Genomic DNA, 17,788 nt, shown 5'->3' with positions numbered 1-17,788 from the left:
GGCCGTCGTGCTGGAATGCGAGAACTGCCCAATAGTCAAAGACGTACTCGTGAGTACTGCGTACTACTCGATGGCGAACTGGGCTCTGAGACACTGCGGCACATACGTAGGTGCCGACCCCGCCGGAAGGTTGTTGGTCGAGTGAGGCGAAGCAAGAACAGTCCCGAGCCGTCGGCCCGGGGCAACTTCACCCCGCCGCCGCGCGGAGCGGCGCCCGCCCCTGTGCCCGGATCGGAACCATCGGCGGCGCCCGCCCCGAGCGGCGGCCGTCTCTCGCCGCGCAACTGGCGCGTGCCGACCCGGCTGAACGCGATCCTGCTCATACCCGTGCTGGTCGGCCTCGTCATGGGCGGCTTCCAGGTGAAGAGCTCGATCGACACCTGGCAGGAGGCCGAGGACGCGGAGAACACCGCGCGTCTGGTCGCCGCCGCCTCCGCCTACGGCGACGCCCTGCTGGTCGAGCGCGACACCTCCGCCGCTCCCCTGCTGCAGGGCAAGGGCGAGGACGACCCGACGGTCGTGAAGGTCCGCGCCGCCACCGACAAGGCCGCCGACGCCTTCGACGAGGCCGCCCAGAACATGCCGGACCGGCCCAACCTGGAGCGCCGTCTGTCGCGCTTCCGCGAGGTCGAGCCGGACCTGACCGACCTGCGCGCGGCGGCGTACACCAACAAGCTCAGCGGTGTGCAGACCGAAGAGGGCTACGTCGAGGTCGAGCACCGGCTGCTCGAGTTCTCCAACGAGCTGGGCCTGGGCACCGGAAACATCACCAGCTACGGCCGTACGGTCTACGCCATCTCGCTCACCAAGGGCGCGCTCTCGCTGGAGCGCTCCATCGGTATGCACATGCTGGTCAAGCCCGGCCCCAAGGCCGCGGACCTGGCCAGGCAGCGCGTCGCCCTCTCCTCGTACGCCTACCTGGAGGGCATCGCCATCCAGGAGTACCAGAGCGGTGGCACCGAGGCGGACATCCAGAAGCTGGACGACGCCACCAAGGAGATCAAGGCCGAGGGCGCCGCGATGGCCACGGCGGCCAAGCAGAAGAACCCCGACTACGTGCCGCCGCCGTCCGACCCGGTGAAGATGGTCGGCGCGCTGGCGCAGCTCAGCTCCACGGACACCAGCGAGCGTGCCGCGCTCGCCCAGCAGGGCATCACCGCCGAGAACTGGTGGGCGGTGAACACCCTCAAGTACAACGCCTACCGCGACATCGAGAACGACCTCGCGAACACCGCGGTGAACGAGGCCGCCACGATCTCCGACGACGCCAAGCGCGACGCGCTGATCACCGGTGCGGTCGTCGTGGTCGCCCTGCTCGCCGCGTTCATCCTGGCCGGCATGGTGGCCCGCCAGATGTCCCGCGCGATGCGCCAGCTGCGCAACGCCGCCTTCGGCATCGCCGAGCAGCGCCTGCCGATGCTGGTCGACCAGCTCTCGCGCACCGACCCCGGCCGGGTCGACACCCGGGTCGCCCCGATCCCGATCAACACCCGCGACGAGATCGGCGAAGTCGCCCGTGCCTTCGACCAGGTCCACCGCGAGGCCGTCCGGCTCGCCGCCGAGCAGGCCCTGCTGCGGGGCAACATCAACGCGATCTTCACCAACCTGTCGCGCCGCAACCAGTCGCTGATCGAGGGCCAGCTGACCCTGATCACCGACCTGGAGAACAACGAGGCCGACCCGGACCAGCTGGAGAACCTCTTCAAGCTGGACCACCTCGCGACCCGTATGCGCCGCAACGGCGAGAACCTCCTCGTCCTCGCCGGCGAGGAGCCCGGCCGCCGCTGGGACCAGCCGGTCCCGCTGGTCGACGTGCTGCGCGCCGCCTCCTCCGAGGTGGAGCAGTACGAGCGCATCGAGCTCTCCGGCGTCCCGGAGGCCGAGATCCACGGCCGTGCCGTGACCGACCTCGTGCACCTGCTCGCCGAGCTGCTTGAGAACGCGACGACGTTCTCCTCCCCGCAGACCAAGGTTCGTGTGACCGCCACCCGTCTCCCCGACGGTCGGATCATGATCGAGATCCACGACAAGGGCATCGGCCTGACCGCCGAGGACTTCGCGGACATCAACCACAAGCTGGCCAACCCGCCGACCGTCGACGCCGCGATATCCCAGCGCATGGGCCTCTTCGTGGTCGGCCGGCTGTCCGACCGGCACGGCATCCGCGTCCAGCTGCGCCCCTCCGGCGAGCAGGCCGGCACCACCTCGCTGGTCATGCTCCCCGACGCCATCACGCACGGCGGTGGCGGCGAGCAGCAGCCCGCCCAGGACGAGTTCACCGTCTCGCAGATCATCCCGGAGCAGCAGGGCTTCCAGGGTGAGAACTTCAACCAGCAGCCGCTGCGTACGGCCGCCGAGCTCGGCTTCGACGACAGCCGCTACGAGGTCCCGGACGACATCCGCGACCTGGACCCGGTCGGCCGCTCCCTGATGCGCGAGGAGCGCCGGGCGGCCCTGGAGGCCCAGTCGCACGGCCAGCCGAACCCGGAGACCGCCGAGCTCCAGGCCTACGCCGACGACTTCCCCGGCTCCGGCCAGGGCGGCTACGACAACGGCCCGAACGGCTTCGTCGAGCAGCCCGGTCCCTACGACCGGCAGCCGACGTACGAGGAGCAGCAGCAGACGGCGTACGACGAGCCGCAGGCGCCCGCGTACGACGAGCAGCGCCAGGCGTACGACGACACGTACTACGCGCCGAACGGCGGCCTGCAGCGGAACGACACCTTCTCGTCCGGCGGCGGCTACCCCGAGCCCTCCTATCCGGAGCCGGTCCGCGAGGAGCCCGTGGCCTCCGCCCCGGAGAGCTTCCCGGCCTTCGAGCAGCGGCGTCACCAGGACGACTGGCCGCAGCAGGACGGCTACCGCAACGGCTACCCGGACCAGTACGCTCCGCAAGCGGAATCCGCACCGGCCGATGACGCGAACGATCGTGACCGCGTAGGCTTCGACCGTCCGGGACCGGCCCCCGCCGCAGGTCACACCATGACCGACGCCGGGCTGCCCCGCCGCGGTGCCGTCGGCGGGAACGCCGCCAACGGTTCGCGGCCCGCGCGGCAGGAACCGCCGGCCCCCACGCCGGAGAGCAACGGCGACAGCAGCTGGCGTTCACAGAACGACGACCGCTGGCAGCAGGCGTCGGCGCTCCGCAAGCCCAAGGCGGGCGGGGTCACCTCCTCCGGCCTGCCGCGGCGCGTGCCCAAGGCCAATCTGGTCGAGGGAGCCGCCGCAGCCACCCCCCAGGGCGGCCCACAGGTCTCCCGCGCTCCCGAGGACGTCCGGGGCAGGCTGAGCAACCTGCGCCGGGGTGTCCAGCGGGGCCGCAGTGCGGGAAGTGAAACGACGAACGGTCAGGGCTTCAATCCTGACAGCACCTACAACCAGGAGCGTTAGTGTGAGCCCGATGAGCCAGGCGGCACAGAACCTGAACTGGTTGATCACCAACTTCGTGGACAACACCCCCGGGGTGTCGCACACGGTGGTGGTCTCCGCCGACGGACTCCTTCTGGCGATGTCCGAAGGCTTTCCGCGCGACCGCGCCGACCAGCTCGCGGCCGTCGCCTCCGGTCTGACGTCTCTGACGGCAGGCGCCTCCCGCATCTTCGAGGGTGGCAGCGTGAACCAGACGGTTGTGGAGATGGAGCGGGGATTCCTCTTCATCATGTCCATCTCCGACGGTTCGTCCCTCGCCGTGCTCGCACATCCCGAGGCGGACATCGGCCTCATTGGGTACGAGATGGCGCTTCTGGTCGACCGTGCCGGTACGGTCCTCACGCCGGACCTTCGTGCGGAGCTCCAAGGCAGCCTGCTCAACTAACAGACAGTCGGTGCGTTTTGGCGTCCCGTGGCCGTAAGGTTTCGGGACGCGGCTCCACATGATGGGTGCCAGGCACAGTCGGAGGAGGAGAGAAAGTGGCAACACCCCCAGACGGTTCGTCATCGGGCAACTGGTCGTACGGCCCTGCCCAGGGCCACAACGACGGTTCCCAGAACCGGTACAACTTCCCCTCCCAGCCGAGCCAGCGGCAGCCGTACGCCCCGCAGGGCCCCGGGCCCTCGCCGTACGACCAGCCGCCCGCGCCGCGCATCCAGCCGGTGCAGCCGCAGCGACGCGCCCCTGAGCCGGCGCCCGCCGGGGCGTCGAACAACCCCCTGGTGCGCCCGTACGCCATGACCGGCGGCCGGACGCGCCCGCGCTACCAGCTCGCCATCGAGGCGCTGGTGCACACCACCGCGCAGCCGCACCAGATGCAGGGCCAGCTGCCCGAGCATCAGCGCATCTGCAACCTCTGCCGGGAGATCAAGTCGGTAGCCGAGGTCTCGGCTCTCCTCACGATCCCTCTCGGCGTGGCCAGGATCCTCGTCGCCGACTTGGCGGAGGCGGGACTGGTCGCGATCCATCAGCCCGGCGGCGACGAGAACGCCGGCGGCCAGCCAGACGTGACACTGCTCGAAAGGGTGCTCAGTGGACTTCGCAAGCTCTAGCGGCGGTCCTTCCCGCTCCACCACCTCGGCGAAGATCGTGGTGGCGGGTGGCTTCGGCGTGGGCAAGACCACGTTCGTCGGGGCCGTCTCGGAGATCAACCCGCTGCGTACCGAGGCCGTGATGACTTCCGCTTCGGCGGGTATCGACGACCTCACCCACACCGGGGACAAGACCACCACCACGGTGGCCATGGACTTCGGCCGTATCACCCTGGACCAGGACCTGATCCTGTACCTCTTCGGTACGCCCGGCCAGGACCGCTTCTGGTTCATGTGGGACGACCTCGTACGCGGCGCCATCGGCGCGATCGTGCTGGTGGACACCCGCCGTCTCGCCGACTGCTTCCCCGCCGTCGACTACTTCGAGAACTCGGGTCTCCCCTTCGTCATCGCCCTCAACGGGTTCGACGGGAACCAGCCGTACAACCCGGACGAGGTGCGCGAGGCCCTCCAGATCGGCCCCGACACCCCGATCATCACGACGGACGCCCGCCACCGCGCGGACGCCAAGTCGGCGCTGATCACCCTGGTCGAGCACGCCCTGATGGCCCGCCTGCGCTAGTCGGCACGTTTCGGTTGCGGCCCTCGTTCCTCCTGTGGGAGGGATGGGGGCCGTAAGTCGTTTTCGGGAGGGGCACGGGGATGAGCGCTGAGGTGGCCGCGTTACGGCTGGGGACGACCGTGGCGAGCACAGCCGCGCGGATCTGGCTGGGAGGCAGACGGCGCGAGCAGGAACGCCAGCTGTCCATCGAGGAGTTGGCCCGGGTGCGGGTGCCCGGGGTGAAGTTCTCGCGGAGTGTGAAGCGGCAGTTCGAGCAGATCGCCGACGCGGTCTTCGACCGTCTGGAGCCGTTCCTGGAGCATGAGTTCAGGGCTCTGGAGGAATCTGGCCGGGTGGCGGTCATCGACGCCGTGTGCGACACCTTCGCGGCGGCGGACCTCTCCGACGAGGCACTGCTCGCGGCGGACGCCCAGCCGGCCGAGCTGATCCGCCGGATCACCCGGGCGGTGCGGGCGCCGGTGGGGCTCGGCGAGGCCGAAAGCAGCCTGTACGAGCGGCTGTTCACCGAGTGCGTGGAGTACTACGTCCGGATCGTGCGCGGGCTGCCGGTGTTCGAGGAGCGGGCGGCGGCTGAGCTGCTGGTGCGGACCTCGACGCTGGGCGGCGAGGTGGCCCGCATCCTCGAACGGCTCCCGGACCGCTCCTTGTTCGCCCCCGACGGCACGGACCAGGACACGGCCTTCCGGCGGCGCTATCTGGAGCTGGTCAGCGAGAGCCTGGACGAGGTGGAGCTGTTCCGCCGCGCCTCCGACCGCGCCGCCGCCCAGGTACGGCTTTCGGTGGCGTACGTCAGCCTGCGCGCGACCGGGGACGACGGGACGTGGCGGCGTACGGCGCGCTCGCTGCCCCGGCTGAGGGCCGACATGAGCGACTGGGAGGAAGCGGGCGGCGAGGGCTCCGGGATGCGCGTGGAGGCCGCCCTGCGGGGCTCCTCCCGGGTTCTGCTGCGCGGCGAGGCGGGCTCCGGCAAGACGACCCTGCTGCGCTGGCTGGCGGTCACCGCGGCCCGTGGCGCCTTCTCCGGCGAGCTGACGGACTGGAACGGTCTGACGCCGGTGTTCGTGAAGCTGCGGGAGTACAGCGGCCGCGCGCTGCCCGCGCCGGAGGCCATGCTGGACGGAGTGGCGGCGCCGCTGACCGGAATCATGCCCCGGGGCTGGGTGGAGCGGCAGCTCGACAGCGGGCGGGCGCTGCTGCTGATCGACGGGGTGGACGAACTCCTCGACCGGGAGCGTCGGGCGGTGCGGGACTGGCTGCGGCGGCTGCTGTCGACGTACGCCGATGTGCGGGTGGTGGTCACCTCCCGTCCCGCCGCGGCGGGCGCGGACTGGCTGCGCCGGGAGGAGGTCGCGGCGCTGCACCTGGACCGGATGACTCCCCCGGACCTGGCGGCCTTCGTACGGCAGTGGCATCAGGCGGTACGGGAACTGGGCGACGAGCTGCCGTGCGCCGTGGACGAACTCCCGCAGTACGAGCAGTCGTTGCTGACGAGCCTTAAGGACCGGGCGCATCTGCAGTCTCTCGCCGGGACGCCGCTGCTGGCGGCGATGCTGTGCGCGATGCATCTCAACCGGGGGCGGCAACTGCCCCGGGACCGGATGGAGTTGTACCGCAGCGCACTGCACACGCTGGTCCATGACCGGGACGCGGACCGGAATGTGCCGAGTGCGGTGGACGGCGCGCTGAGCCTGGGCGACAAGCTGATCCTGCTACGTGACCTCGCCTGGCGGCTGTCGGACAACAACCGCAGCGAGATCGCGCTGGAGCAGGCGGCGGTGCATGTGGCCGCGCGGCTGCGGGCGATGCGGCATCTGGAGCCGTTGGACGGCGAGGAGGTGCTGCGGCAGTTGCGCGACCGGGCGGGTCTGCTCCGCTCCCCCGCGCAGGGCCGGCTGGACTTCGTGCACCGGACGTTCCAGGAGTACCTCGCGGCGGAGGAGGCCGCCGAGGAGGACCGGATGGGGAATCTGGTGGGGCGGGCGCATCTGGACCAGTGGCGGGAGACGGTCGTGATGGCGGCGGGGCATGCGAACACGCGCCAGCGGGAGGAACTGCTCGGGGGGATCCTGGACCGGGCGGAGGGGGAGCCTCGATATGGGCGGGTTTTGAGGCTGGTGGCGGCGTCGTGTCAGGAAACCTTGCCTTCGGTGTCGGAGGGGATGGCAGGGCGCCTGGAGGAGGCGATCTCGCGGCTGTTGCCGGCGCGGAGGGAGACGGATCCTCCGGTGTTGGCGGCGGTGGGGCCGAGTCTGTTGCGGTCGCTGTCTCGGTCGGGGGCGGAGCTGACGGAGAAGGCGGCGGTGCAGACGGTGCGGACTGCCGCGCTGATCGGCGGTGTGGAGGCGTTGGACCTGCTGGAGGGGTACACGCGGGATGAGCGCGAGGAGGTGATCAGTGCGCTGATCGACGCCTGGGCCTACTTCGACGCGGACAGCTACGTCGACCGGGTGCTGTCCCGGTTGGCACTCAGCGGCGAGCCCGTAGTGCTCACCCATTCCGCCCAGTGGCCGACTGTGACCCGGCTGAGTTCGCTCACCGATCTGGCCATCGACTATCCCTTCGCGGATTTCGCAGCCGTGACCGAGCTGCCGCCACTGGCCGGTCTGCGCGCCGATGAGCTACGCGGCGAGGTCGACCTTCTGGCGCTGCGAAGCCACCCGGTCCTGAACGTCCTCTCCCTGCTGGGCGACTTCTCGGTGAGCAACCTGCAAGTGCTGGGTGAGCTGGCGGAGTTGAAGTTGCTCTACCTCGACCTCAGCGGCACCCAGCAGGTCGACAGCCTGCCTGTCGGGCCGGAACTCTCCTACCTTGCCCTCTTGGGGCTGGGGGCGGCCACGGACCTCGCCTTCCTCGGCGACTGCTCACAACTGGAGATTCTCCAGTTGTACGCCGACGAGCCATGCATACCCAAGGGCCTGGACGCGGTTGCCGCGATCCCCGGCCTGCGCCTCGGCCTCAACAACATTGATGTCCGCGCCTGGCTGGCGTCCCCGGCATTCACACCCCCCAAGGTCCGTCGGCTCTTCCTCACCGGCTGCGTAATGCCGGACGACCCCGACACCCTGGACTTCCCAGGTACCGAGGTCGTCATCGGCTGAGCTCAGCGCCAGCTGTGCGGCGCCCTGAAGCCCGGCTCGCGCTCCAGGCGGCGCCAGCCGGCCCTCGGGCCGCCGCGGTGGGTCGGCTCGCTGGTCGGCTGGGCGGCGGCGCGGGCCAGGAGGATGGCCGTGATGGCGGCGACTTCCTCGGGCTCGGCGTGGCCCTTCTCGACGCGGATATCAGGGAGGTTCATGGGTGTCAGTCTCCGTGGCTAAGGTTTCCGCAGCGGTACCGGTGGGTTACTGCGGAGGGTTGCCGTGCTTGCGGGACGGCAGGTCCGCGTGCTTGGACTGGAGCATGGCCAGGGAGCGGACCAGGACCTCGCGGGTCTCCGCGGGGTCGATCACGTCGTCCACCAGGCCGCGCTCGGCCGCGTAATACGGGTGCATCAGCTCGGACTTGTACTCCTTGACCATGCGCGCCCGCATGACCTCGGGGTCCTCGGCGTCGGCGATCTGCCGGCGGAAGATGACATTGGCCGCACCCTCCGCGCCCATCACGGCGATCTCGTTCGTCGGCCAGGCATAGGTGAGGTCCGCACCGATGGACTGGCTGTCCATGACGATGTACGCACCTCCGTACGCCTTGCGCAGGATCAGCGAGATCCGCGGCACCGTCGCGTTGCAGTAGGCGTACAGGAGCTTCGCGCCGTGCCTGATGATGCCGCCGTGTTCCTGGTCGACGCCGGGGAGGAAGCCCGGCACGTCCAGGAAGGTGACGATCGGGATGTTAAAAGCGTCACACATCTGGACAAAGCGCGCAGCTTTTTCCGATGCCTCGATGTCCAGGACACCGGCGAGGGACTGGGGCTGGTTGGCCACGATGCCCACCACCTGGCCGTCGAGCCGGGCGAGCGCGCAGATGATGTTCCGCGCCCAGCGCTCGTGGACCTCCAGGTACTCGCCGTCGTCGACGATCTCCTCGATGACCTTGGCCATGTCGTACGGCCGGTTGCCGTCCGCCGGGACCAGGTCCAGCAGGACGTCCGACCGGCGGTCGGCGGCGTCCGTGGACTCCACCCGGGGCGGGTTCTCACGGTTGTTCTGCGGGAGGAGCGAGAGGAGGTAGCGCACCTCGGCGATGCACGTCTCCTCGTCGTCGTAGGCGAAGTGGCAGACGCCGCTCGTCTCGGCGTGCACGTCCGCGCCGCCCAGGCCGTTCTGGGTGATCTCCTCGCCGGTGACAGCCTTGACGACGTCCGGGCCCGTGATGAACATCTGCGAGGTCTCGCGGACCATGAAGACGAAGTCGGTCAGGGCGGGCGAGTAGGCCGCGCCGCCCGCGCACGGGCCCAGCATCACGCTGATCTGCGGGATCACCCCGCTCGCCTTGGTGTTGCGCTGGAAGATGCCGCCGTAGCCGGCGAGCGCCGAGACGCCCTCCTGGATACGGGCGCCGGCGCCGTCGTTGAGCGACACCAGCGGAGCGCCCGCCGCGATGGCCATGTCCATGATCTTGTGGATCTTGGTGGCGTGGGCCTCGCCCAGCGCGCCGCCGAAGATCCGGAAGTCGTGCGCGTACACGAAGACCGTGCGGCCCTCCACCGTGCCCCAGCCGGTGATGACACCGTCGGTGTACGGCTTCTTGGCCTCCAGGCCGAAGCCCTGGGCCCGGTGCCGGCGCAGCTGCTCGACCTCCCGGAAGGTGCCGGGGTCCAGGAGCAGCTCGATGCGCTCCCGGGCGGTCAGCTTGCCCTTGGCGTGCTGCGCCGCGGTCGCCTTCTCGCTCGGGCCGGCCAGCGCCTGCGCACGGATCTCGTGCAGCTCCGCCGTCCGCCCGCGGGCGTCGATCGGCTCACCCGGTGCCTCATCCAAAACGGTCATGTAGCGACCTTACGAAGGACGCGCGGGAAAGCGAGCCGTTGACTCCGTACAGTCCTCGGACCCTTTTCCTGGTACCCCTGAACAGAACCATCACCGGATGCAGCCTTTCCGACTGCTCAGAGGGCTTGCGGGTTGTGGGGGTCGTACAAAGCCGTCAGGCGAGAGCCACCTCACATCGGTGGGTCGCACATACCATCCCCGGAGTGATACGGACCCTCAGCCGGCGTCCGGTCGCGAGGATCTCGACCGAGTCGTCCGCCCGCAGGATCCGGCGTACGGGATGGTCCCAGACGATCTCCAGCGGCTCACCCGTGCGGGGCGGCTCGCTGACGCAGAGCGTAGCGGTACGGCCGTCGCGGCGGAGCAGGACACTCGCCCCGGAGGTGGCGGTGAGCGGGCCCGCCGTGCCGGGCTCCCAGAAGTTGGCGGCCGTCACCCCCAGAGCGGGCACGGCGACGGCCTGGCAGGCGGCGTCGTTGGCCAGGACCGACAGCCACCCCCGGTCGGCGGCGCGGGCGGCCACTTCGGCGCGGCGGGCGCCGGGCATGAGCAGATAGACGTAGGCCGCGTCGGTCGGGTCCGTGCCGTGGTCGAGCCACAGGGTCTGCCAGCGGCGGGTGCGGCGCTCGGTCGTGCTGGTGGTGTTGATGTCGGCCCAGGCGCCGGTGCGGTCCTCGCGCAGGGTGCGCAGTGCGCCGTACGGCACCACCCAGCCGCCATGGCCCTCCAGATGGGCCCAGCGGAGGCCGCGTACGAGGGCCTGGGTGCCGCCCTCCCCCAGGTTGCGGTTGTCGACGACCGTCTCGACGGGGACGCCGTCCGTGCAGGTGATCCCGGCTCCGAGGCAGACGATGGCGTCCTCGGCGCAGAACCACGACTTACGGGCTTCGAGGGTCGAGCCCAGCCCCTTCAGGTGCTGCCCGATCGCCGCGTACTCGCCGTCGGTCGTGCCGCCGACCCAGCGCACGGCGGGCTTGGGCTCGCCCCACTCGCCGCCCGCCTTGTCGGGGAGGCGGCGGGTGGAGACGGTGGTCCCGGGGAGGCGGTACCAGTCGACGGTCGGCCAGTACCAGTCGGTGTACTGGTCCCCCAGGCCGTCCGCCCACCAGGAGAGCATTCCGGCGCCGGTGTGCCAGCCGCGCGGGTTCTCGCCGTTGCCGCACTCGTAGTGGGCGATGCGGTCACTGGCCATGGCGATGCTCGCGACGAAGCGGGGCCGGCGGTGGACGGCCCGGTCCATGGCGGCGAAGAGGTGGTGGCCGGTGGGTTCCGGGGCCGCGGGGACCGACTCCGCCGCCACCGCGTGCAGTCGTGCCAGGTCGGCTGTATCGAACTGACGAGCCGTCAAGATCGGCGTCACCGTGTCCCGTTCGATCCATCCCTTGATCCGGCCGTACCAGCGCTCGCGTTCCGCCGCGCTCGCGCCGCCCGCTGTCGCCAGGAGGGCGATCGCGGCGATGAGGGCCTGGCCGTGGTAGTGGTCGCTGCGCATGACCTGACGGTCGTCGCTCTTGAGGTAACCCCGGCTGATGGCACGGCCGTTGACGGCGTCCATCATCAACCCGTCGTGGATGAGCGGCGCGTAGGCCCGCTCGACGCTGTCCAGGACGATCTGCCTGCCCGGGTCGGTCACCTCCCACTCCGAGCCCGCGAGCAGGGCGAAGAGGCGCCCGAGGCCGTCGAGGAGGACCTGGCCGTAGGTGCCGGAGTAGGCGACCCAGGTGTGCTGGACGAAGGAGCCGTCGGCGTAGAGGCCGTCGCCCTTGGTGACGTACGGGAAGACCGGCGAGAGCGCGTCGCGGGCGAGGGCGATCTTCGCCGGGGCGTGGCCGAGGATGCCGCGCAGGGCGACGCTGCGGCACAGGTCAACGCGGTTGGCGCCGGTGGAGGTGCCGGAGTAGTCGGTGAGCATGGCGTCCGGGATGAAGTGGTCGACGGCGGCGCAGGCGGCTTCCCGTTGGGCCTCGGTGAGGTGGTCGTAGAGGGCGGCCGTGATGTCCATCAGCAGGCGTGGGCTGCCGATCTGCCATTCCCACCAGTTGCCGTAGCGGGTGGTGGAGGGGTTGTAGACGGTGGCGGAGAGGTGGTCGAGGCCGCGCAGCACATCGGCGAGGAGGTCCGGGTCGGCGGTGGATCCGGTGCCCTGCTGGACGTAGGCCTGGGTCATCGTCCACAGCCGGCCGTAGCTCTGGGTGATGCCGGCGGGCGGGTCGAAGGGGTGGCCGGGCCAGAGGGAGGTGGAGGTCGGGGCCATGGTGGCCCGGAAGCCGCGGGCGAGGGTGCCGGTCTCGGCGAGACGGGAGGCGTACGGCTCGGCGGCGGGGTCGTAGCCGGTGCCGAGGACGATGTCGAGCCAGCGGCGGCGGAGGGCGTCGTAGGCGTCGCCGGGCATGGCGTGGGCGGCGGGAGCGGTCGTGGCGAGGAGCGCCGCCGCGAGGAGGACGGCTCGGCGGGTGGGTCGGGTGAGCCCTGTGCGCTGAGTGGTCATGTCCTGGGCATCTACCACCTCACCGTAATCACGCCAACACTTTGGGGATGATGTTGAAAGTCGAACGGAATAGGTCTACGGTCGGTGGCGTTGATGTAGTTCAAGATTCAACATAAGCGGTCGACGTCAGAGATTCGACCTCCGAGACTCGACATCAATCGCTATCGCTATCGCTTCGAAGGAGCACGTCATGGGGAACACCGACCTCTCCGCCCTGACCGGTGACTACACGATCGACACGGCCCACTCCACGATCGGCTTCACCGTCCGGCACGCCATGGTCACCAACGTCAAGGGCAAGTTCGTCGACTTCAGCGGCTCGCTGCACCTGGACGGCAGTGACCCGTCGGCGTCCACGGCCTCCATCGACGTCAAGATGGAGAGCATCGACACCGGCTCGGCGGACCGCGACGGGCACCTCAAGAGCGCGGACTTCTTCAAGATCGAGGAGTTCCCGACGATGACCTTCCGCTCCACCGCGGCGGAGTCCCTCGGCGGTGAGGACTACCGGATCACCGGCGACCTCACGATCCTCGGCACCACCCGGCCGCTCAGCATCGACCTGGAGTTCAACGGCGCCGCGAAGGACCCCTTCGGCAACGAGCGGGTCGGCTTCGAGGGCAAGGCGGAGATCCTGCGCTCCGAGTGGGGCCTGACCTGGAACGCCGCGCTGGAGACGGGCGGCGTGCTGGTCTCCGACAAGATCAAGCTGAACTTCGACATCTCGGCGATCAAGAACGCCTGAGGTATGGGGATTTCCGGGCGCCGGTGAGTTCTGCACTCACCGGCGCTGCGTCAACTCCCGCAGGATCGCGGCGACTTGGCCTTCCCGGGCGCCCGGGGTCCGGGCTTGCAGCAGGCCGAGCATCAGCTGGTAACGCTCCGTCCTGCCGAGCCCCTCGAAGGCCGCCCTGGCACCCGGATCCACCTCCAGCGCCCTCGCCAGCTCACCCGGCACCTCCGCCCTGCTCTGCGACTCGTACGCCGCCTCCCACCGCCCGTCCGCCTTCGCGGCGTCGACCTCGGCGAGGCCCGCAGGACGCATACGGCCCTCGGCGGCCAGTTCCGCCACGCGCCGCACATTGACCATCGACCAGAGGCTGCCGGGCCGGCGCGGGGTGATGCGCTGGGCGTAGTACGTCTCGTCGATCCCCTTGCGCTGCCCGGTGATCCAGCCGTGGCACAGGGCCAGGTCATTGATCTCGGCGGCTGTGACGGAGGGGATACCGGAGCCCTTCTTGGCGACCTTGACCCAAAGGCCGGGGTGCGGGGCGGGGTGGCCGGTCAGCCAGGTGTCGAGGGCGGGGGCGGAGGTGAAGGCGAGGGGCTGGGTGCCGTCGGAGGGGGTCATGGGAGCACGTTAGGCGGGAAAGAGGTCGGATCCTGTCCTAACCGAGCAGGGCTGCCGCCTCGTCACGGGCGTGCGCGATGGGGTCCGGGAAGATGTTCAGGCCGTGGGCGACCAGGGCTCCCTCGTGCAGGAGCAGGAGCGTCCGGCCCAGACGGTCCGCGTCATCCAGGGCGACGGCCCCGGCGAGACGGGTGAACAGGGCCAGCATCCACTCCTTCTGCCCGGCGATGACCGGGAAGGCCGGGTGGGCGGGGTCGCTGATCTCGGCGTGCGCGTTGACCATGCTGCATCCCTTGGAGCCGTGCTCGGCCGACCAGGCGCGGGAGGCGTCGAACACGGCCAGGACGCGTTCACGAGGCGTCATGCCCTCCGCGTCGAGATAGGGCGCGAGGAAGGCCCGCCAGCGTTCGTCGCGGGCGGTCAGGTACTCCACGACGATCCGCTCCTTGGAGCCGAAGCGGTCGTAGAGGGTCTTCTTGGTCACCCCCGCCTCCGCGGCGATGAGGTCCACCCCCACGGCATGGATGCCGCGCTCGTAGAACAGCCGCTCGGCGGCCTCCAGGACGCGTCGGGCGGCGCGCGTCATCATGACCCGCTGCGGCTGCTCCTCGGTGCTCATGACACACGAGTATACCGATCTGTATAGTCTCTGGTACGGAGCCGAGTAGACCGATCTGTTTAGTGGAGATGGTGGGCGTGAACGCTCTGCTGTCGATCGCCTTCGTGCTGTGCTGGAGCTCGGGGTTCATCGGGGCCAAGCTCGGCGCGGGCAGCGCGTCCGCGGTCACGATCCTGATGTGGCGGTTCCTGCCGCTCGCCGTGGTCCTGCTGGTCGTCGCCGCCCTGGTGGGCCGTGCGTCATGGCGGGGTCTCGGCGCGCGGGACGTCGTACGGCAGACCGTGATCGGCGCGCTGTCGCAGAGCGGCTATCTGCTCACCGTCTACTACGCCATCCAGCTCGGCGTCTCCAGCGGCACCACGGCACTGATCGACGGCGTCCAGCCCCTCGTCGCCGGCGCGCTGGCCGGGCCGCTGCTGCGGCAGTACGTCTCACGCCGGCAGTGGCTCGGTCTGTGGCTCGGGGTGGGCGGCGTCGTCATCGTCACCGCGGCCGACGCGACGGCGGCGACCGGCGTCGCCCTGTGGGCCTATCTCGTCCCGTTCCTCGGCATGCTCGCCCTGGTGGCGGCCACCTTCCTGGAGAGCCGCTCCCGGGCACCGGTGCCGCCCGGGGTGGCACTCACCGTCCACTGCGCCACCAGCGCCGTGCTGTTCACGGTGTTCGCCGTGAGCACCGGGGCGGCCGAACCCCCTGCCGAGGCCGCCTTCTGGGGCGCGGTCGTCTGGCTCGTCGCCCTGTCCACCTTCGGTGGGTACGGGCTGTACTGGATCATCCTGCGGCGGTCCGGGATCACCAAGGTCAACGCGCTCATGTTCCTCATGGCGCCGGTGACGGCGGTGTGGGGAGCGCTGATGTTCGGGGAGCCGTTCGGGGTGCAGACCGCTCTGGGGCTGGCTGTGGGGCTGGCCGCCGTCGTGATCGTGCAGCGCGGGGTTCGCGCGACGTCGCCACGGAAAACCGGTGGCTCCGCGTCGCGGGGTGCGCATAGCCTGCCTCCGTGTCCAGCCCCGAGGCCTCCAGACTCCGGCCACCGGCTCTCCGGTGGCTGTTCGTGATGTCGGGCTGATCAGGGCTCGCTCAGGGCTCGTTCCCAACACTCCGCTGCCGGACGGCCGTTCGACGTGCCGTTCTCACTTCGACTTCGGGTTGCGGAGTTTCTTCATGCCATTCGCTCTCTTTCTGCTGGGCGTCGCCGTGTTCGCACAGGGGACGTCCGAGTTCATGCTGTCCGGGCTGGTGCCGGACATCGCGCGGGACCTGGGGGTCTCGGTGCCCGCGGCCGGTGCGCTCACCTCCGCCTTCGCCGCCGGGATGGTGGTCGGGGCGCCGCTCATGGCGGGGCTCGCGAGGCGGTGGTCGCGGCGCGGGGCGCTGCTTGGGTTTCTGGGGGTGTTCCTCGCCGTCCATGTCGTCGGGGCGGTGACCGACAGCTTCGGGGTGCTGGTCGCCACCCGGGTCGTCGGGGCGCTCGCCAACGCCGGTTTTCTGGCCGTCGCGCTCGGCACGGCGGCCGGGATGGTCGCGCCGGAGGCCAAGGGGCGGGCCACGTCCACGCTGCTCGGCGGGGTCACGCTGGCCTGTGTGGTGGGGGTGCCCGCGGGGGCGCTGCTCGGTCAACTCTGGGGGTGGCGTGCGGCGTTCTGGGCCGTGGCGCTGGTGTCGCTGCCCGCGGTCGTGGCCGTGGCGAGGTCCGTGCCCGGCGGCTCGGCCGACTCCGGGCGGCCCGCGCTGCGCGGTGAACTGCGGTCGCTGCGTGACCCTCGGCTGCGGGTCGTGCTGCTGCTGGGCGCGCTGGTCAACGGGGCCACCTTCTGCACCTTCACCTATCTCGCGCCCCTGGTCACGCGGGTGACGGGCCTGGCGAGCGGCTGGGTGCCCATCGTCCTCGCGCTGTTCGGCGCCGGGTCGTTCGTGGGCGTCACCGTGGGCGGGCGTCTCGCCGATCGCCGGCCCGGCGCGGTGCTGGCCGGGGGCGGCGGCGCGCTGTGCCTCGGCTGGGTCGCCCTCGCGCTCGGCGCCGGGCGGCCGGCCGTCGCGCTCGGGCTCGTCCTGCTGCTGGGGGCGCTGTCCTTCGGGGTCGGGTCCACGCTCATCTCCCAGGCGCTGTACGCCGCGCCCGACGCCCCCACGCTGGTCGGCGGATTCGCGACCGCCGCGTTCAACGTGGGCGCGGCACTGGGGCCTTGGCTCGGCGGTACGGCCATCGGGGCGGGCCTCGGCCACCGGTCGCCGGTGTGGGTCAGTGCCGTGCTCGTCGCGCTGGCGCTGGTGACGGCGGGGTTCCGCACGGTGCGCCGTCGCCTCGTACGGGATCGGGACGGGGCGTCCGCGGCGGCCCTTCGGGCCTGAGCCGGCGAGTTCCTGAGCCACCCCGCCCGTGCTCGGCGGGTGGGGTGGCCGGAATCTGCCCCTTGTGGGGGCGCTCCCGCATTCCCATAATCCAGCACAAGAATTGACCGGCGCATGTCAGTAGGCGATCAGCGCGAGCGATCGCCCTTTTGATCTGACATGCCCCCAACATTTCAGCGCTCTCTCCACCTTCGTATGTCCAACCCCCCACGGAAGGCATCACGTTGAAGAAGCTCCTCACCGCGCTCAAGAGATGCGCGGCCCTCGGCGCCGCCGCTCTCGCGATCGTCAGCCTTCAGCCCGTCTCGGCCGCGCAGGCCGCCGACTCGCGTGTCGTCGGCGGAACCCGTGCCACGCAGGGCGAGTTCCCGTTCATGGTCCGGCTCTCCATGGGCTGTGGCGGCGCGCTCTACACCCAGCAGATCGTGCTCACCGCCGCGCACTGTGTGGGCGCGACCGGCGCGAACACCTCCATCACCGCCACCGCGGGCGTCGTGGACCTGCAGTCCACCAGCGGCCGGGTGCAGGTCCGCTCCACGTATGTGTACCGGGCCCCCGGCTACAACGGCGACGGCAAGGACTGGGCGCTCATCAAGCTCGCCCAGCCGATCAACCTGCCGACGCTGAAGATCGCCACGACCACGCAGTACAACACCGGCACCTTCACCGTCGCCGGCTGGGGCGCGGCCACCGAGGGCGGTGGCCAGCAGCGCTACATGCTCAAGGCCAATGTGCCGTTCGTCAGCGACGCCCAGTGCCGTTCCTACAGCGGCTACAGCGGTCTCATCGCGAACGAGGAGATCTGCGCGGGGCTGCCCCAGGGCGGCGTCGACACCTGCCAGGGTGACTCCGGCGGCCCGATGTTCCGCCGCGACGCGAGCAACGCCTGGATCCAGGTCGGCATCGTGAGCTGGGGCATAGGGTGCGCCCGGCCGAACGCGCCGGGTGTCTACACCGAGGTCTCGACGTTCGCGTCGGCGATCGCGTCGGCGGCGTCCTCGCTCTGATGCCT

Annotated in this window: 14 protein-coding genes; 9 read left to right on the top strand and 5 right to left on the bottom strand. The window is 70.4% G+C overall.

Annotated features, from left to right (window positions below):
- Positions 1–141 precede the first annotated feature (141 nt).
- The 5 genes from IE325_RS28505 (at position 142) to IE325_RS28485 (ending at position 8,142) form a co-directional block, all read left to right on the top strand.
- A complete protein-coding gene (locus tag IE325_RS28505) occupies positions 142–3,390 on the top strand; it encodes a sensor histidine kinase (RefSeq protein ID WP_190072962.1) in 3,249 nt (1,082 codons plus the stop codon).
- Positions 3,391–3,400: 10 nt separating this feature from the next.
- On the top strand, positions 3,401–3,814 hold the full coding sequence (locus IE325_RS28500) for a roadblock/LC7 domain-containing protein (RefSeq protein WP_004983065.1): 414 nt from the start codon (positions 3,401–3,403) through the stop codon (positions 3,812–3,814).
- Between the two features lie 95 nt (positions 3,815–3,909).
- The gene (locus tag IE325_RS28495; RefSeq protein ID WP_190072961.1) at positions 3,910–4,482 is read left to right on the top strand and encodes a DUF742 domain-containing protein; all 573 of its coding nucleotides are present in this window, start codon (positions 3,910–3,912) and stop codon (positions 4,480–4,482) included.
- Positions 4,463–5,044, top strand: a complete 582-nt coding sequence (locus tag IE325_RS28490) for a GTP-binding protein (RefSeq protein ID WP_026248371.1) — start codon at positions 4,463–4,465, stop codon at positions 5,042–5,044. Before IE325_RS28495 ends, IE325_RS28490 begins: the two co-directional genes overlap by 20 nt.
- 80 nt (positions 5,045–5,124) lie before the next feature.
- The gene (locus tag IE325_RS28485; RefSeq protein ID WP_190072960.1) at positions 5,125–8,142 is read left to right on the top strand and encodes an NACHT domain-containing protein; all 3,018 of its coding nucleotides are present in this window, start codon (positions 5,125–5,127) and stop codon (positions 8,140–8,142) included.
- Between the two features lie 2 nt (positions 8,143–8,144).
- Here IE325_RS28485 and IE325_RS28480 read toward each other — a convergent pair whose 3' ends face one another.
- The 3 genes from IE325_RS28480 to IE325_RS28470 form a co-directional block, all read right to left on the bottom strand.
- Entirely contained in the window at positions 8,145–8,336 is a 192-nt protein-coding gene (locus IE325_RS28480; RefSeq protein WP_190072959.1) for an acyl-CoA carboxylase subunit epsilon, read from the bottom strand.
- Between the two features lie 46 nt (positions 8,337–8,382).
- The gene (locus IE325_RS28475; RefSeq protein ID WP_190072958.1) at positions 8,383–9,966 is read right to left on the bottom strand and encodes an acyl-CoA carboxylase subunit beta; all 1,584 of its coding nucleotides are present in this window, start codon (positions 9,964–9,966) and stop codon (positions 8,383–8,385) included.
- A 154-nt stretch (positions 9,967–10,120) separates the two neighbouring features.
- Entirely contained in the window at positions 10,121–12,454 is a 2,334-nt protein-coding gene (locus IE325_RS28470; protein ID WP_190072957.1) for a polysaccharide lyase 8 family protein, read from the bottom strand.
- A 190-nt stretch (positions 12,455–12,644) separates the two neighbouring features.
- Here IE325_RS28470 and IE325_RS28465 point away from each other — a divergent pair, with 190 nt between their 5' ends.
- Positions 12,645–13,199 carry a YceI family protein gene (locus IE325_RS28465; protein ID WP_190072956.1) on the top strand — a complete coding sequence of 185 codons (555 nt, stop codon included), beginning with the start codon at positions 12,645–12,647 and terminating at the stop codon, positions 13,197–13,199.
- A 36-nt stretch (positions 13,200–13,235) separates the two neighbouring features.
- On the opposite strand, the gene IE325_RS28460 is transcribed toward IE325_RS28465, so the two are convergent.
- Both IE325_RS28460 and IE325_RS28455 read right to left on the bottom strand, forming a co-directional pair.
- Complete coding sequence (locus IE325_RS28460) at positions 13,236–13,805, bottom strand: YdeI/OmpD-associated family protein (RefSeq protein WP_190072955.1); 570 nt, start codon at positions 13,803–13,805, stop codon at positions 13,236–13,238.
- Between the two features lie 37 nt (positions 13,806–13,842).
- Entirely contained in the window at positions 13,843–14,424 is a 582-nt protein-coding gene (locus tag IE325_RS28455) for a TetR/AcrR family transcriptional regulator (protein ID WP_229912095.1), read from the bottom strand.
- Positions 14,425–14,501: 77 nt separating this feature from the next.
- Between IE325_RS28455 and IE325_RS28450 the strand changes: the two genes are divergently transcribed.
- The 3 genes from IE325_RS28450 (at position 14,502) to IE325_RS28440 (ending at position 17,783) form a co-directional block, all read left to right on the top strand.
- Complete coding sequence (locus tag IE325_RS28450; protein WP_190072954.1) at positions 14,502–15,482, top strand: DMT family transporter; 981 nt, start codon at positions 14,502–14,504, stop codon at positions 15,480–15,482.
- Between the two features lie 106 nt (positions 15,483–15,588).
- Positions 15,589–16,776: a Cmx/CmrA family chloramphenicol efflux MFS transporter gene (locus tag IE325_RS28445; protein WP_190072953.1), complete on the top strand. Its 1,188-nt coding sequence runs from the start codon at positions 15,589–15,591 to the stop codon at positions 16,774–16,776.
- Between the two features lie 224 nt (positions 16,777–17,000).
- On the top strand, positions 17,001–17,783 hold the full coding sequence (locus tag IE325_RS28440; RefSeq protein WP_190072952.1) for a S1 family peptidase: 783 nt from the start codon (positions 17,001–17,003) through the stop codon (positions 17,781–17,783).
- Positions 17,784–17,788 lie beyond the last annotated feature (5 nt).

The sequence above is a fragment of the Streptomyces lanatus genome, from assembly GCF_014655715.1.
Lineage (GTDB): Bacteria > Actinomycetota > Actinomycetes > Streptomycetales > Streptomycetaceae > Streptomyces > Streptomyces lanatus.
Note: the sequence above shows the minus strand (reverse complement) of the source record. Positions and strands in the feature narration are given on the sequence as shown.

What these genes read in the sequence shown, in the direction of transcription:
- IE325_RS28445 (WP_190072953.1), top strand. Translation starts at nt 15,589, where the DNA reads ATGCCATTCGCTCTCTTTCTGCTGGGCGTCGCCGTGTTCGCACAGGGG.
- IE325_RS28465 (WP_190072956.1), top strand. Translation starts at nt 12,645, where the DNA reads ATGGGGAACACCGACCTCTCCGCCCTGACCGGTGACTACACGATCGAC.
- IE325_RS28470 (WP_190072957.1), bottom strand. Translation starts at nt 12,454, where the DNA reads ATGACCACTCAGCGCACAGGGCTCACCCGACCCACCCGCCGAGCCGTC.
- IE325_RS28455 (WP_229912095.1), bottom strand. Translation starts at nt 14,424, where the DNA reads ATGAGCACCGAGGAGCAGCCGCAGCGGGTCATGATGACGCGCGCCGCC.
- IE325_RS28460 (WP_190072955.1), bottom strand. Translation starts at nt 13,805, where the DNA reads ATGACCCCCTCCGACGGCACCCAGCCCCTCGCCTTCACCTCCGCCCCC.
- IE325_RS28485 (WP_190072960.1), top strand. Translation starts at nt 5,125, where the DNA reads ATGAGCGCTGAGGTGGCCGCGTTACGGCTGGGGACGACCGTGGCGAGC.
- IE325_RS28480 (WP_190072959.1), bottom strand. Translation starts at nt 8,336, where the DNA reads ATGAACCTCCCTGATATCCGCGTCGAGAAGGGCCACGCCGAGCCCGAG.
- IE325_RS28500 (WP_004983065.1), top strand. Translation starts at nt 3,401, where the DNA reads ATGAGCCAGGCGGCACAGAACCTGAACTGGTTGATCACCAACTTCGTG.
- IE325_RS28475 (WP_190072958.1), bottom strand. Translation starts at nt 9,966, where the DNA reads ATGACCGTTTTGGATGAGGCACCGGGTGAGCCGATCGACGCCCGCGGG.